Below are 13,282 nucleotides of genomic sequence, written 5' to 3'. Positions count from 1 at the left end.
CGGCCGGGAAGTCCCGGCCGTCGTGGTGAAAGCGTAGCGGATTCAGGCCGCCGGTTTCGCGACCGGGTCCTTGCGGCTGCGGCTGACCAGGTACCAGATGATCGCCACCGGCACCAGCAGCGGCAGCAGCAGTGGCGAGAGCGCCAGTGCGACGGCGACCGCCGCGACACCCAGCGCGCCGACCACGATCACGCCCACGCCGGCGAACACCACCGCCAGCACCAGGCCCACCACCAGCATCACCACACCGGCCAGGACCAGGCCGCCGCCTGCGAATACCACCGCCATCAGGGCGCCCAGCGGTCCGTCGATCTCGTCGCCGTCGATATTGAAGCTCATGAAATCGGCGGCCTCGAAGGCGAGGTCCAGCAACAGCAGGGCAAACACGAACAGGATGGCGATCTTGGCAAAGTTTTTCATGGCGGTCCTCATTGGGCAGGTGGTTTGTTGTGCGCATTTCGCTGCGGCATGATTGAACTGTAAGCGCACGCTGTCGGCCGGGCCATGGGTTTGCGACAGGCTGCAATTTCTGCGCGCCGGATAGCGTGCAGACGCGATGAATGGGGGCGATGAATGGGGCGGGTGCCAGGCAACAAATGTGGTCGATTTGGCCTTGCAATGAACATATCCTTTCCTATACTGGCAGTCTGTTCTGAAGCAGGGGGATCCCATGCATGCCGTCATCCAGAAAATGGAGGACCACCTGGCCGTTCTGCATCCAGCGTTGGCCAGCGGCGGTCCCAAAGGCCCGCCTTCGGCGCCACCCGCGATTCCGCCAATCATCATCAATCCGTTCAACCGTGAGGCGCCGTCTCCCGCCGTCGACCCGCGCCCGACCCCGGTGCGCCCTCCGGTCAGGCCGCCCCGCGGCCCGGATTGGCGCTGCCCGCGCTATGCCTGAGGTTTAAGCCAATCGGGCTTCTTGGTGGGCTTGGTTTCCTCTATCATCTGGTCTTTGAAGCAGAGGAAACACGAGCATGAACGAGAACACCCAACACGAGCACCAGGACGAGCACGAGCACGACGAAAACGCCCTGGTCCAGGAGCCCCGCCTGTGGCAGGGCAACGGCTGGACCGCGCGTGTGATCAAGAACGACGACGACGAAGGCTGGGCGGTCGCCATGTACAAGGATGGCGAGCGCGAACCGGCGCTGGTCGGTCCCTGGACCATGGGGCGCGACAAGAAAAACCCGAAGCCGCTCGACGTCAACGCCTTCAACACCCTGATCAAGACCGCGTCGGAAGTCATCCGCCGCCACGAGCAGCACCTGCACGCCATCCTGCACAAGAACACCACCGTCTCCACCGAACATGGTGAGCTGAAGGTCACGCTCGACATCGTGCCGGACGACGACGATCCCTACGCCATCCTCGCCGCGACCGACGAGATGGGTGAGCAGGTGGCCAAGGTGCGGGTGTCGGCGGGCTTCAAGCTGACGCCGGCGTCGGCCCATGCCTGGATCGAAAACAACTTCCGCGCCCCCCGCGGATAAGAGCGCCCAACAAATCCCCCGATGGCTGCGTTGCATCGTCTCGCCGTACTAGCGTACTGTTCGACGATGCGCCTTGCCCTCGGGGTTTTGTTAGGCGCTCCGGGTGGAAAAGCCACAACCGACGTAATAGGTCTTCGGCCGCCGGCCCCGAGCTGCTAATATTTCCCTTGTGTATTAATTACTCTGGGGAATCAATGGAACGTCTCGAACGGCTGGAAGCGGTCCAGTCGATGTTGCTTGAAATCGGGGAGCTCTCGACCACCTGCAGCGACATCACCGACTTCATCGGTGCCGTGCACCGTGCCATTGGCCGCATCATGTATGCAGCCAACTTCTACGTGGCGCTGTGCGACCGCGAAGAAGGCTTGATCTGGTTCCCGTACTTCGTCGACGAAGCCGATGACGAAGTGCCGGTGGCCGGCCAGAAAGTACCGCTGGCGGCGCCGGAACAGTCGCCGACCTCCTGGGTGGTGGTCAACAAGCGGCGCCTGATGATCACCGCCGACGACTTCGAAGCGCGCGAGCGCGAAGGCATGCAGTGGGGGCACGGTTCCGCGGCCGAGCACTGGATGGGTGCGCCGCTGCTCGACCGCCACCAGCAGGCGCTGGGCGCCATGGTCATCCAGAGCTACACCGAGGGCGTCACCTACAGCGAGGAAGACCAGGCGCTGTTCTCGCAGATCGCCAACCACGTGTCGAATGCCCTGCAGGGCCTGCAGAGCATGGATCGGCTCGAGCGCGCGGTGCACGAACGCACCGCGGCGCTGGCGATCGAAGTGGCCGAGCGCCGCCGCGCCGAGCAGGTGCAGCATGCGCTGTACCAGATCGCCAGCCTGTCGGCGCAGGCGCTGGATACCGCCACGCTGACCGCCAGCCTGCACGACATCATCGGCGAGCTGATGGTGGCGAAGAACTTCCTGATCGCGCTGCACCACCCGGATACCCAGGAAATCAGCATTCCCTATTTCGTCGACGAGAAGGATGGCGTGGCGCCGGTCGCGCGCTTCCCGGTGGGGAAGGGCATGTGTTCGTATGTCCTGGCGAGCAAGCAGGCGCAGCTCCACGACGCGACCAGCTTCCGCCACCTGGCCGCCAACGGCCTGGTGGCGGAGCCGTTCGGGAACCTCGACATCGCCAGCTGGATGGGGGCGCCGATGCTGGTGCACGACCAGCCCTACGGCGTGCTGGTGGTGCAGAGCTACGATCCTTCGGTCACCTACACCAAGGCCGAACTGGACCTGCTGGCCTTCATGGCCAGCCACGTCGCGGTGGCGCTGGCGCGCATGCAGGCCGACCGCAAGATCCGCAAGACCAAGGAAACGCTGGAAGTGCAGAACGCGGCGCTGAACCAGGCGCTGCACCAGCTGCAGGTGGCGCAGGGCGAACTGGTGCGCCAGGAGAAGATGGCGTCGCTGGGCGGCCTGGTGGCCGGCGTGGCGCACGAGATCAACACCCCGCTGGGCATCTGCGTCACCGCCACCAGCCACCTGGTGCAGGAACTCAAGCTCACGCGCGAAGAGCTGGCTCTAGGGGAGCTGACCGAGGAAAGCCTGAATTCCTTCCTCGACATCATCGACCAGTCGCTGCGCATCATGACCACCAACACCCAGCGCGCGGCAAGCCTGGTGCGCAGCTTCAAGCAGGTGGCGGTGGACCAGTCCTCGGGCGACATCCGCAACTTCAGGCTGTGCGGCTACCTGCAGGAAGTGCTGCTGTCGCTGCAGCCCAAGCTCAAGGGACGGAAGGTAGCAGTGGAAGTGGACTGCCCGCCGGACCTGACGCTGGACAGCTCGCCGGGCGCGGTGTCGCAGATCGTCACCAACATGGTCATGAACTCGCTGCTGCACGGTTTCGAGCGCGACCAGCCGGGGAAAATCACGATCCGCGCTGCGCTGGAGGGCGAGCAGGTGCTGTTCGAGTACGCGGACGACGGCGTGGGAATGGACCGGGAAACGCTGGGCAAGCTGTTCGACCCGTTCTTCACCACCAAGCGCGGCACCGGGGGCAGTGGGCTGGGGGCGCACATCCTGTACAACCTGGTGACGGGTGCGCTGGGCGGGACGGTGCAGGCGGAGAGCGCGCCGGGGGAGGGCTTGCGGTATCAGCTGCGCTTCCCGCGCTCGCTGAAAAAGTAGGGTGGTCGGCTTCGCCGACCGCGCGTTCAACCGCCGCGTGAACCATACGCGTCGCAACGATTCATATTGGATTTGAACGCGTGGGCGGCATAGCCGCCCACCCTACGAATATCAGTCAGGCCAATGCGCATTGATCTCCAGCGCCTTGTCCATATTCTTGATGAGCAGATCCACGTAGTACGGATCCAGGTGATGTCCCGCCACCTCGCGCAGGTGCTCGGTCACCTTCGCGGCCGGCCAGGCGTCCTTGTAGCAGCGCTTGTGGCTCAGGGCGTCGAACACGTCGGCCACCGCGACGATGCGGGCGTAGGGGTGGATCGCGTCGCCGCGCAAGCCCTGCGGGTAGCCGCTGCCGTCGAACTTCTCGTGGTGCTGGTGGGCGATCACGGCCGCCGCCTTCAGGATCGGGCGCTGGGAGCCGTCGAGGATCTGCAGGCCCACCGTCGGGTGCTGCTTCATGATTTCCCACTCTTCCTCGGTCAGCTTGCCCGGCTTGAGCAGCACCGCGTCCGGCGTGGCGATCTTGCCCACGTCGTGCATCGGCGCGGCGTGCATCAGGGTCGCGGTCTCTTCCTCCGGCATGCCGGCGGCCTGGGCCAGCAGGTGGCAGACCTGCGCCATGCGGCGCACGTGGTTGCCGGCTTCGTTGGAGCGCGATTCCACCACGTCGCCAAGGCGCAGGATCAGCTCCGCCTGGGTATCGGTGATCTCCTGGTTCAGCAAAATGTTGTCGAAAGCGACCGCCACGCCCGAGCAGAACACCTCGAGCAGCTGGGCGTCGATTTCCGCGATCTCTTCCACGCCCTTGAGCACCAGCAGCGACGCCTTGCCGGTGCGGTTCGGGAAGTAGCCGACATAGGTGTCGCCGTGCAGGCGCGAGATGCGGTTGTGGCGCGCGTCATCCAACTGGGCCACCAGCTCGGGGCCGATCTCGTGGCCTTCCATCTCGCCGATTTGCGCCAGCACCTCGTACTGGCTTTCTCCCGCGATCACGCTGGCGCCCTTCAGGCGCAGCAGCATGCTCTGCTCCAGTCGCAGCAGGGCCACCACCTGCTGCAGCAGGCCGTTGGCGAAATCCTTCAGGTTGCGCTGCTGGAAGATGTGGGTCGAGGCGGCGATCACGCGCTCCAGGCCTTCGCGGTAGGTCTGCTGGGCGCGGCGCGCATCTTCAACCTTCATGATGTCGCGGTAGGCGCGCAGGGCGGCGAAAGTGGTGGTGAACAGCTTGGTGCGATCGAGCTCGGTCTTTTCCTTGTAGTCGTTGATGTCGTAGTCCACGATCACGCGTTCTTCCGGCGCCTGGCCCGGCTGGCCGGTGCGCAGCACGATGCGGGTGAACTGGTTGTCCAGGTCCTGGCGCATCCAGCGCGCCACTTCCAGGCCGCTGTCCTCGCGTTCCATCACCACGTCCAGGAACACCAGGGCGATGTCCTTCTCGCGCGCCAGCACTTCCTTGGCTTCTTCGCCGCTATAGGCGTGCAGGAACTGGATCGCACGGCCGTCGAGGCGGAAGCGCGACAGCGTCAGCTTGGTGATGTCATGGATGTCCGGCTCGTCGTCGACCAGCAGGACTTTCCATGGAGCCAGCTTTGGCGCCGCGTTGGAGAGAAAGGACATAAGCTTACCGTTCGCTTGGGTTGATTATTCGCAACATGGAGCGGCAAAAACGCATAGGACATAGCCGCAAGTCAAATCGATTGTAGTACGACCATCAGCCATTAACAACAGGCAACATTAAAAGTGTTGGGGATTGATGTCACAAAGCATCATTCCGTGAACAAGCCGTTAATTCAATATGAATAGACGGGTTCAGTGATAGCGCTTCTGGCAGCGTTCGCAGTAGAAGCTGCGGCGCTTGCTGAGGCCGAGTTGGGCCTTGGAGAAGGGAATGTTGCAACGCGGGCAGATGCGCTTGGCATGCGCGAGCCAGTGCTGCTTGAGGACGTACTGGCGCTTCCAGGCCAGGAAGTCGAAGGAGTACTGCCGCGCTTCGTCGACGAGAAGCCGCAGCTTGGGGGCAGGCAGGGCGCCGACGGTCGACAGCGGATGCACCCGGATCCGGAATAGCACCTCGTTCTTGATGATATTGCCGACGCCGGAAAAGATGTCCTGGTCGAGCAGGGCGTCACAGGCCAGCATGTCGGGCCGGGCGCGCAGCTTCTTGCGCGCCTTCTTCGGATCCCAGGTATCCGACATGACGTCGGCGCTGAAGTCGTAGGCCTCGTAGGTGGCGCGGTCGATCTCGCGCACTTGGCAGGCATAGAGGTTGAGCGCGTCGCCCTTGGCCGTTTCGATCGACAGGCGCGGCATCTTGCCTTCGCGCCGCTCGTTGATGCGGTAGGTGCCGAACAGCAAGAAATGCACGCGCACCACCATGGCCGGGGTCTCGATCAGCAGGTGCTTGCCCCAGGTATGGATCGCTTCGATGCGCTGCCCGACCAGGCGCGCCGGATCGATGGCACGGACGTTGCCGTCGGCACGGACGATTTCCTGGCCGGTAAAGTCCCCGACCAGTTCCTTCAGAATATAAAGCGATGGTCCTTCCGGCATGCTCGGCCTCCTCGCCATGATTGTCGGTCGAGTCCGGAATATGCCCCGTGCGTAATCTAACGTCCGGATACAACTTTTCGATAAAAAGGAAGAGCGAAAGTCGGTTCAAGGCGCTATATTTGACGCTGGGTAATCTTGAACGACAACAGGGAGAGACAGATGAAGTCCATGCTTTGCAAAGCAGCCGTGGCAGCCGTGTTCGTGCTGGGCGCCGGCGTCGCCTCGGCCGAGGTTACCGTCAACTACGTCAACATGGAACAGTTCGCGGACCTGCCGAGCGGCGACTGGGAGCGCAAGGAAGTCCTGAACGGCATCGCCGACTATATCAAGAAGCTTGGCGCCGACCTGCCGGCCGGGCATGACCTGACCATCAACATCTATAACGTCGACCTGGCCGGCCGTGAATACCCCGGCAACCGCGCCAGCGGCGACATGCGCGTGCGCGAGGGCAAGACCGACTGGCCGCTGATCGAGCTGCAATACAGCCTGAGCGCCAACGGCCAGGTGATCGACAGCGGCACCGCATCAATCTCCGATGTGCGCTACATGAACCGCATGATGAAGCGTTCCCAGGAAACCGACATCCTGCGCTACGAGAAACGCATGCTGGGCGACTGGTTCAAGAAGACCATCCTGACCAGGAAGGCCGGCTGAATCCGGCCGATCGACAAGCGGCGCTGCGGCGCCGTTTTTTTTCGTCCCGCCCCTAACAATTGGATACAAAACTTCGACAATGGCGCACTCGAAAGGTGACGCAAAAGGCGTATATTCGGATAGTGAACCAGTCCGGAAGAATGAAAGGAAAAGCGATGAAAACGATAATTGGCAAGATGGCCTTCGCGGGCCTGCTCGCGCTGGGTGCCGGCGCCGCCTCGGCGGGCGTGACCGTCAATTATGTGGAGTCCGACAAGTTCGCGGACCTGCCATTCGCGCCGTGGGACCGCAAGGAAGTGCTGGACGACCTGGCGGCTTACTTCGCCGAGCTGGGCAAGTCGCTGCCGGCCGGGCAGGAGTTGACGGTGGACGTCACCGAGATCGACCTCGCCGGCCGCGAATACCCGAACACGCGCGGCCCACGCGACCTGCGCGTGCTGCAGGGAGGCGCCGACTGGCCGATCATGGAGCTGCGCTACACCCTCAGCGCCAACGGCCAGGTGCTCACCAGCGGCAACGCCAGGCTGAGCGACATGAATTACCTGGGCCGCATCAACCGCATGACGGACGGCGACCGCCTGCGCTACGAAAAGCGCATGATCGAGGAGTGGTTCAAGAAGACCATCCTGCAGACGAAGTCCTGATTCGCCTGCTTGTGCATGAACGAAAAACCGGCGCCCGGGTGAACCGAGGCGCCGGTTTTTCTTTGCACTGCCGGAAATCAGCCGTTCTTGTCAGCCTGTGCGCGTGCACTCGCCGCCTTCTCGGCCGCGGCCTTGGCCAGCGCCGCCGTATCCTTGACGGTGTAATCCGAAGGCACGGTGAACAGGGCGGCGGCCGGTTCCTCACGCTTCAGGCTCTCGGCGCGGAAGACGAATTCGCCGCTGCGCGGGTCGCTGCGCTTCTGGTACAGCACGGCCTGTAGCTCCGGCGAGGTCCAGGTCTCGGTGCTGACCACGATCGGGTTGCGGTTGCCGATCTCGCCGGCCGGTATCTCGTAGCTGCGCTGGACGCCGGTCGCCTTGACGCCGCTGAATTCGCGGGTGCCGAGGTCCTTGGTTTCCGCCTTGGCCGCCCACTTGCGCTCGCCGAGCGCGCCCGCGATCATCGGCGCCACGCGCGCCGCCGGAAGCGCCCCGGCCATCTGGGCGATGCGAATCTGCACGTCCTTGTGCGCGCCTGCGGCATTGCCGGAACGCTCGACCTGCTTGATGATGAAGCGCTCGCCCTCCGGCAGCTTGCCCTCGCGGCGCAGCTCTTCGATCTTGATGCGCGCCTGGTCGGCGGCGATGCGGGCGTGGCTGCCGGCGGCGCGTGCATCGGCGGCGGCAGCGCGGGCATGCTCGCGCATGGCCTTGACGTCGGGCGTCCTGATCTTGATCGCCGTCTTTTCTTGCGGACGCAGGACGTAGCGCACAGCTTCCACCGGGTCGTGGATCGTGACGGTCACGACCTCGCCGCTCTCGTTGCGCACTTCGGTGCGGGTGCGCCCGGCGCTGTCGCGGTAGCTCATCGAGCTGGTCTTGCGCACGATCTGGTTGCCGTCACCCAGGGTCTGGGTGCGTTCCGACACCATCTCGGCGCTGTAGGGGGCGTTCTTGACCATGCGCGCGCCGGACATGTGCACGATGGCGCCGCCGCCCATGGCGTCGACGAAGTTGATGCCGTCAAGGTGGCCGGCATGGATCTCGCCGCCGCTGCGGGTGACAATGCGGCGCTCGACGCGCGGCTCTTCTTCGAAACCCATTTCCTCGGCCAGGGCCGGGGCAAAGGCGCAGGCCAGCAGTGCGGCAATCAGGATCTTCTTGTTCATCATTGTTTCCTCTTCTGGTTGGATGGGGTGGACCTAGTTGGTGGAACTGAGCCGCACGGCCAGCGGATGGCCGTCGGCGGCGACAAGCATTTCGGCGCGCACGGTGTCGGCCGCGTTTTCCGGACTGACCGGCACGCCGAGCGAGGCCAGCGCGGTGCGCGGCATGTCGGCCTCGACCAGCTGCGCATCCGGTTCGGCTTCGATGCGCTCGAGCGAATCGAGTGCGACGAAGGCGCCGCCATTGTCGAAGCTGACCAGCGGCTGGCCACCCACGCTCACCGCGTCATGCGGCGACTGTGCCAGCAGCAGGACCACGGCCGTCAGCGAGCACAGGGCGCCGGCGGTGCCCCACTGCGGCAGGCTCAGGGCCTGGTACCAGCGGCGCTTGGGCTGGAACTGCCGCCCAAAGGCTTGCAGCAGTTCCTTCTCCACGCAGCGCGGGGTGTCGATGCCGGCCAGTTCGCTGCGCAGCGCGGCAAAGCAGGGGGCGAGATCGGGACCGGTTGCGTCCAGGTTGTCTTTGGTATCCATCATTGACTCCATCAATTCGCGAGGCATGCAGGGGCATGCGCCTGGAGGCGCTTGGCCAGGGCCGCCCTGCCGCGCGACAGGCGCGAGCGGACGGTGCCGATGTCGACCTGGCAGATCGCGGCGATCTCCTGGTACGACAGTTCATGCAGTTCAAACAGGATGACGACGTCGCGGTAGTGCGGCGGCAGCAGGCTGAGTGCGCGCCGTACCTCCTCGGCTGCCTCGTTGCCCAGCAGGCGGGTGAGCGGACCGGAACCCTCGCAGGTGATATCGAGATCCAGCTCCTTGTCCTCGTCGGATTCCGGCAGCGCCACCTGGCGCCGGCGCGCTTCTTCCAGCTTGAGGATCAGATTGCGCGCTACCCCGAACAGGAAGTGCTGCAGCTGGCCGCGCAGCGGGTCGAAGCCGAAGCGCCCGGTCAGCAGGCCCATGAAGGCGTCCTGCACCACATCGGCCGCCATTTCCGGCGCGCCGCAGCGCATCAGCGCGTAGCGGTACAGCGGACCCTGGTGGCGCCGGTACAGCGCCGTGAAGGCGTCGGCGCGGCCGGCATGCGTCTGGCGCAGCAGTTCGTGGTCGGCGGTATCGAGGAAATTGGCGGTCATGGTCGTCATCTTTCACCGTATTCCGCCCGAGCGAGCGAAAAGTTCCAATTATTTTTGGAACCGGTGAAGAACCATGCGCAGAGCGGCCGAAGAAATCGGCCTGCCCGAACTTCTCAGTCGATCCAGTTCACCCGGTCGAACTTGCTGCGGAATTCTTCCGGCATCATTACGACCTGGCTGGTCTTGTAGTTGAAGAAGACGAAGCCCGACTTGGCCATGGCGATCAGCTTGCGGTCGCGCGGACGGGTGATGCGGAAGATGATGTCGCCGCCGTATTTGTTGAAGTCCATGACCCCCACTTCGAACAGCAGCTGGTCGCGCGCATGCGCCTCGGCGCGGTAGGTGGTGGCCAGGTCGGTGACGATGATGCCGGTACCGTCGCGCTCGGTTTCAGCGACGCCGAACTCGAACAGGAAGCGCGCCCGCGCCTCGGAGATCATGGAGATCATCGAGTCGTTGCCGAGGTGGTTGCCGGCATTGATGTCGGTGACGCGCACCGACATCGGGGTGGAATAACAGAACTGGTCTTCGGGGAAGGAGAGTTGTAAGCGTGCCATTTCTCTATTCTAAGGCCTAGGGAGTGGTCGAACGACTTATTCTATAGACGATCCCGCGCGACGTCATGAGGTACAACTCACCCTGTCCGTCCTGCCCGAAGGACAGCACGTTGCCGATGCTGCCTGCCTCCCAGTCGCGCTGCTCGGTGACGGCGCCGGCGCCGGCCAGGAAGCTTTTCAGGAAGCCGCGGCAGAAGTCCGAGTAGAAATAGCGTCCTTGCAGCCCGGGAATCGCGCTGCCCCGGTAGACGAAGCCGCCGGTAATCGAGCAGCCATTGGTGTCGTTGGTCCCGTGCTCGTACTCGAAGGCGGGCAGGGTCAGGCCGCTGCGCTCGCAGGTGGCGGCGTTGTAGCACAGCGTGCCTTCCATCGTGTTCCAGCCGTAGTTGAGCCCAGCCGCATTGGCGGCGCCGATGTTGACCTCTTCGCGCTGGTCCTGTCCGACGTCGCTCAGGTAGAGCTGGCTGCCGTCGAAACTGAAGCGCCACGGGTTGCGCAGCCCGGCGGCCCAGATCTCGGCGCGCCGGCCGGCCTGGTTGGCATAGGGATTGCCGGCCGGGATCGCGTAGGGCTGCGTGGCGCTGGCATTGCGCACGTCGATCCGCAGCAGCTTGCCGAGCAGGGAATTCAGGTTTTGCGCGTTGCGGTTGGGGTCGCCCGCACCGCCGCCGTCGCCGGTGCCGAGGTAAAGGTTGCCGTCCGGGCCGAAGGCCACCTGGCCGCCGAAATGGTTGGTGAAGCCCGGGTGCGGGATGCGCAGGATGACGAGGCCTGAGGTCGGGTCGGCCAGGTTGGGATTGGCGCCGGCGCTGAAGCGCTCGATCACGATGTTCTGCTGCGGGTCGGTGTAGTAGACGTAGAAGTAGCGGTTGTTGGAAAATTGTGGGTCGAACGCCATCGACAGCAGGCCGCCTTCGCCGCCCGTGAAGACCAGGCCGCTGATATCGAGGAAGGGTGCGCTGCGCGTAGTGCCGTTCTCGACAATGCGGATGCGTCCCGCCCGCTCGACGATGAACAGGCGCGTGTCGCCCGGCGGCGCGGTGAGGTAGGTCGGGTTGTCGAGGTTGACCACCACCTCGCTCAGCGTGATGTTCACCGGGGCACTGGCATAGGCCACGGTGACGCTGGCGGTGACGCCGGCACTGACGACCGCGCTCTGGGTGGCGGGCGAGGGCGTGTAGGTGATGCCGCCGGCGGTGACGGGCGCCGCGGCGAGGTTGTAGCTGCCGGGCGCCAGGCCCGACAGGGTTTGCGTGCCAAGCAGGTCTTGCTGGTAGTTGGAGGGGCCGTTGATGCGCACCGAGGCGTTCACGCCCGTGGGCAGGCCGCTGGTGGTGAGCGCCAGCGCGCCGGTGGTGGCGGCTGGTGGTGGCGGTGTGGTCGGGCCCGTCGTGCCGGGGTTGCCGCCGCCGCCGCCGCAGGCGCTCAAGCAGAAGCAAACAACGATCATACACATCGCCCACGTACGCATGGCTGCCTCCGGTTTTCCACTTGTCCTCGGCACATCGGTACTCGCATTGTGCAGCGAACCGGCAGGCTTTGCCATTGGAATTCGCCAGCCGTGCGGGGTGCCTATCTCGTCAGGCGGTACATCAACAGTGCGGCGCGGATCGCCGAACGCTCCAGCGACGTCAGGTCCACACGTTCGTCCGGCGAATGCGCCGCGCCGCCGCTCGCGCCCAGGCCGTCGAGGCTGTCGACGATGGGCGCCACGAACTGGATGTCGCCGGCGCCGCGCGCGGTCGCCGGCACCGCGCCCACCGTGCCCAGGCCTGCATCCTGGCTGGCCTGCGAATACAGTGCGAGCAGCTTCAGGTTGCCGGGCGTGACCGCCATCGGCGGATAGGAGTCGCGGAAGGTAATGCTGGCGCTGGCGCCGGGCAGGCTCCGGGCGACGATCTCGCGCATGCGCGCGTGGGCGCGGTCGCGCTGGGCATAGTCGAGGTAGCGCAGGTCGCCGCGCACGGTCACCGTATTGGCGACGACATTGGTCTTGCCGGCAGCCGTGCCCCTGGAATTGGCTTCATCGATACTGACGTCGGTGCCGCCCAGGATCACGCCCGGATTGAAGCTCAGGCCCGGCTCGACCACCTGCTGGCGGAAGCCGTCGAGGATGCGTGCGGCCTCGTACACGGCGCCGTAGCCTGAACGGCCGAACACGCTGGAAGAATGACCCTGCCGGCCCTTGACGTCGAGGTCGAAGAAGGCGGTGGCGCGGCGTCCCACCGTCGCCATCGGCTGGCCGTCCGGCCCGCTGACGGCGCCTTCGAAGCTGAGCGCCACGTCGCTGAGCTTGGCCAGCTCGACCATGTCGCGGCGCGACACCTCGCGCGGGTGGCCGGCTTCTTCCTCGTCGCCCGTGAAGACGACGGTGATCGTGGCGCCGTCGAGCGCGCCCGCCCGGTGCAGCGCGCGCAGGGCGGCGATCGCGACCACGTTGCCGCCCTTCATGTCGGCGACGCCCTGGCCGCGCGCCGTGCTGTCGTTCTCCCGTTCCCACAACGGGGCGGGGGCGTCGGGTTCGAACACGGTGTCGAGGTGGCCGAGCAGGAGCAGCCGCTTTCCTTGCTTGCCCGTCCGGTTGGCGACGAGATGGCCGGCGCGCCCCATCTCGCGCGGCATGTCGATCCATGCGGTCTTGAAGCCGAGTGCCTCCAGTTCCTTGCGATAGACCTCGCCCACGGCGCGCACGCCGGGCAGGTTGAAGGTGCCGCTGTTGATGCGCGCGCTACGCTCGAGCAGCTTGATCGCATCAAGCTGCCAGGCCTTGACCTCGTCGGCGATGCGCTGCTCGGTAGGCGACAGGTTCTGGGCCTGGGCGGTGGTGGCGAGCAGGGTGGTCAACAGGGCTGGCAACATGAAGGAAAGGGAAAACGGGCGCGGCATGTCGGCATCCTGGCGTGGTGAAGACCAGGACTTTACTATTCCTGGCGGAGGTCAACAA

13 protein-coding genes are annotated in these 13,282 nt (G+C 65.0%); 4 read left to right on the top strand and 9 right to left on the bottom strand.

The features are described 5' to 3' along the window. Positions 1-42: 42 nt before the first annotated feature. Positions 43-420, bottom strand: a complete 378-nt coding sequence (locus AC56LU_RS17000) for a hypothetical protein (protein ID WP_497176796.1) — start codon at positions 418-420, stop codon at positions 43-45. A gap of 557 nt (positions 421-977) precedes the next feature. Between AC56LU_RS17000 and AC56LU_RS16995 the strand changes: the two genes are divergently transcribed. Together AC56LU_RS16995 and AC56LU_RS16990 are read left to right on the top strand one after the other, a co-directional pair. After that, entirely contained in the window at positions 978-1,493 is a 516-nt protein-coding gene (locus AC56LU_RS16995) for a hypothetical protein (RefSeq protein ID WP_497176795.1), read from the top strand. 194 nt (positions 1,494-1,687) lie between these two features. After that, positions 1,688-3,628, top strand: coding sequence for a GAF domain-containing sensor histidine kinase (locus AC56LU_RS16990; RefSeq protein WP_497176794.1), 1,941 nt, complete (start codon positions 1,688-1,690; stop codon positions 3,626-3,628). Between the two features lie 111 nt (positions 3,629-3,739). Here AC56LU_RS16990 and AC56LU_RS16985 read toward each other — a convergent pair whose 3' ends face one another. Together AC56LU_RS16985 and AC56LU_RS16980 are read right to left on the bottom strand one after the other, a co-directional pair. Beyond that, positions 3,740-5,245, bottom strand: coding sequence for an HD domain-containing phosphohydrolase (locus AC56LU_RS16985; protein ID WP_497176793.1), 1,506 nt, complete (start codon positions 5,243-5,245; stop codon positions 3,740-3,742). A 192-nt stretch (positions 5,246-5,437) separates the two neighbouring features. Then, a complete protein-coding gene (locus AC56LU_RS16980) occupies positions 5,438-6,178 on the bottom strand; it encodes a DNA-formamidopyrimidine glycosylase family protein (RefSeq protein ID WP_497176792.1) in 741 nt (246 codons plus the stop codon). A 159-nt stretch (positions 6,179-6,337) separates the two neighbouring features. Here AC56LU_RS16980 and AC56LU_RS16975 point away from each other — a divergent pair, with 159 nt between their 5' ends. Continuing rightward, complete coding sequence (locus AC56LU_RS16975) at positions 6,338-6,832, top strand: DUF3016 domain-containing protein (protein ID WP_497176791.1); 495 nt, start codon at positions 6,338-6,340, stop codon at positions 6,830-6,832. 155 nt (positions 6,833-6,987) lie between these two features. Continuing rightward, positions 6,988-7,476 (top strand): DUF3016 domain-containing protein, encoded by a 489-nt coding sequence (locus AC56LU_RS16970; RefSeq protein WP_497176790.1) that lies wholly within the window; start codon positions 6,988-6,990, stop codon positions 7,474-7,476. Positions 7,477-7,553: 77 nt separating this feature from the next. Here the strand turns inward: AC56LU_RS16970 and AC56LU_RS16965 are convergent, their stop codons facing one another. The 6 genes from AC56LU_RS16965 to AC56LU_RS16940 all read right to left on the bottom strand — a co-directional run bounded on the left by AC56LU_RS16965 (position 7,554) and on the right by AC56LU_RS16940 (position 13,224). Continuing rightward, complete coding sequence (locus tag AC56LU_RS16965) at positions 7,554-8,645, bottom strand: hypothetical protein (RefSeq protein ID WP_497176789.1); 1,092 nt, start codon at positions 8,643-8,645, stop codon at positions 7,554-7,556. 33 nt (positions 8,646-8,678) lie between these two features. Beyond that, positions 8,679-9,176, bottom strand: coding sequence for a hypothetical protein (locus AC56LU_RS16960; RefSeq protein ID WP_497176788.1), 498 nt, complete (start codon positions 9,174-9,176; stop codon positions 8,679-8,681). An 11-nt stretch (positions 9,177-9,187) separates the two neighbouring features. Further along, a complete protein-coding gene (locus AC56LU_RS16955; RefSeq protein WP_497176787.1) occupies positions 9,188-9,781 on the bottom strand; it encodes an RNA polymerase sigma factor in 594 nt (197 codons plus the stop codon). 113 nt (positions 9,782-9,894) lie between these two features. Beyond that, complete coding sequence (locus tag AC56LU_RS16950) at positions 9,895-10,338, bottom strand: thioesterase family protein (protein WP_497176786.1); 444 nt, start codon at positions 10,336-10,338, stop codon at positions 9,895-9,897. A gap of 16 nt (positions 10,339-10,354) precedes the next feature. Next, positions 10,355-11,788, bottom strand: coding sequence for a PQQ-dependent sugar dehydrogenase (locus AC56LU_RS16945; protein WP_497176785.1), 1,434 nt, complete (start codon positions 11,786-11,788; stop codon positions 10,355-10,357). Between the two features lie 122 nt (positions 11,789-11,910). After that, positions 11,911-13,224, bottom strand: a complete 1,314-nt coding sequence (locus AC56LU_RS16940) for a M20/M25/M40 family metallo-hydrolase (protein ID WP_497176784.1) — start codon at positions 13,222-13,224, stop codon at positions 11,911-11,913. Between the last annotated feature and the right edge of the window lie 58 nt (positions 13,225-13,282).

Source organism: Telluria sp. PB2R4, assembly GCF_059685695.1.
This window is presented reverse-complemented; position numbering and strand designations above follow the sequence as displayed.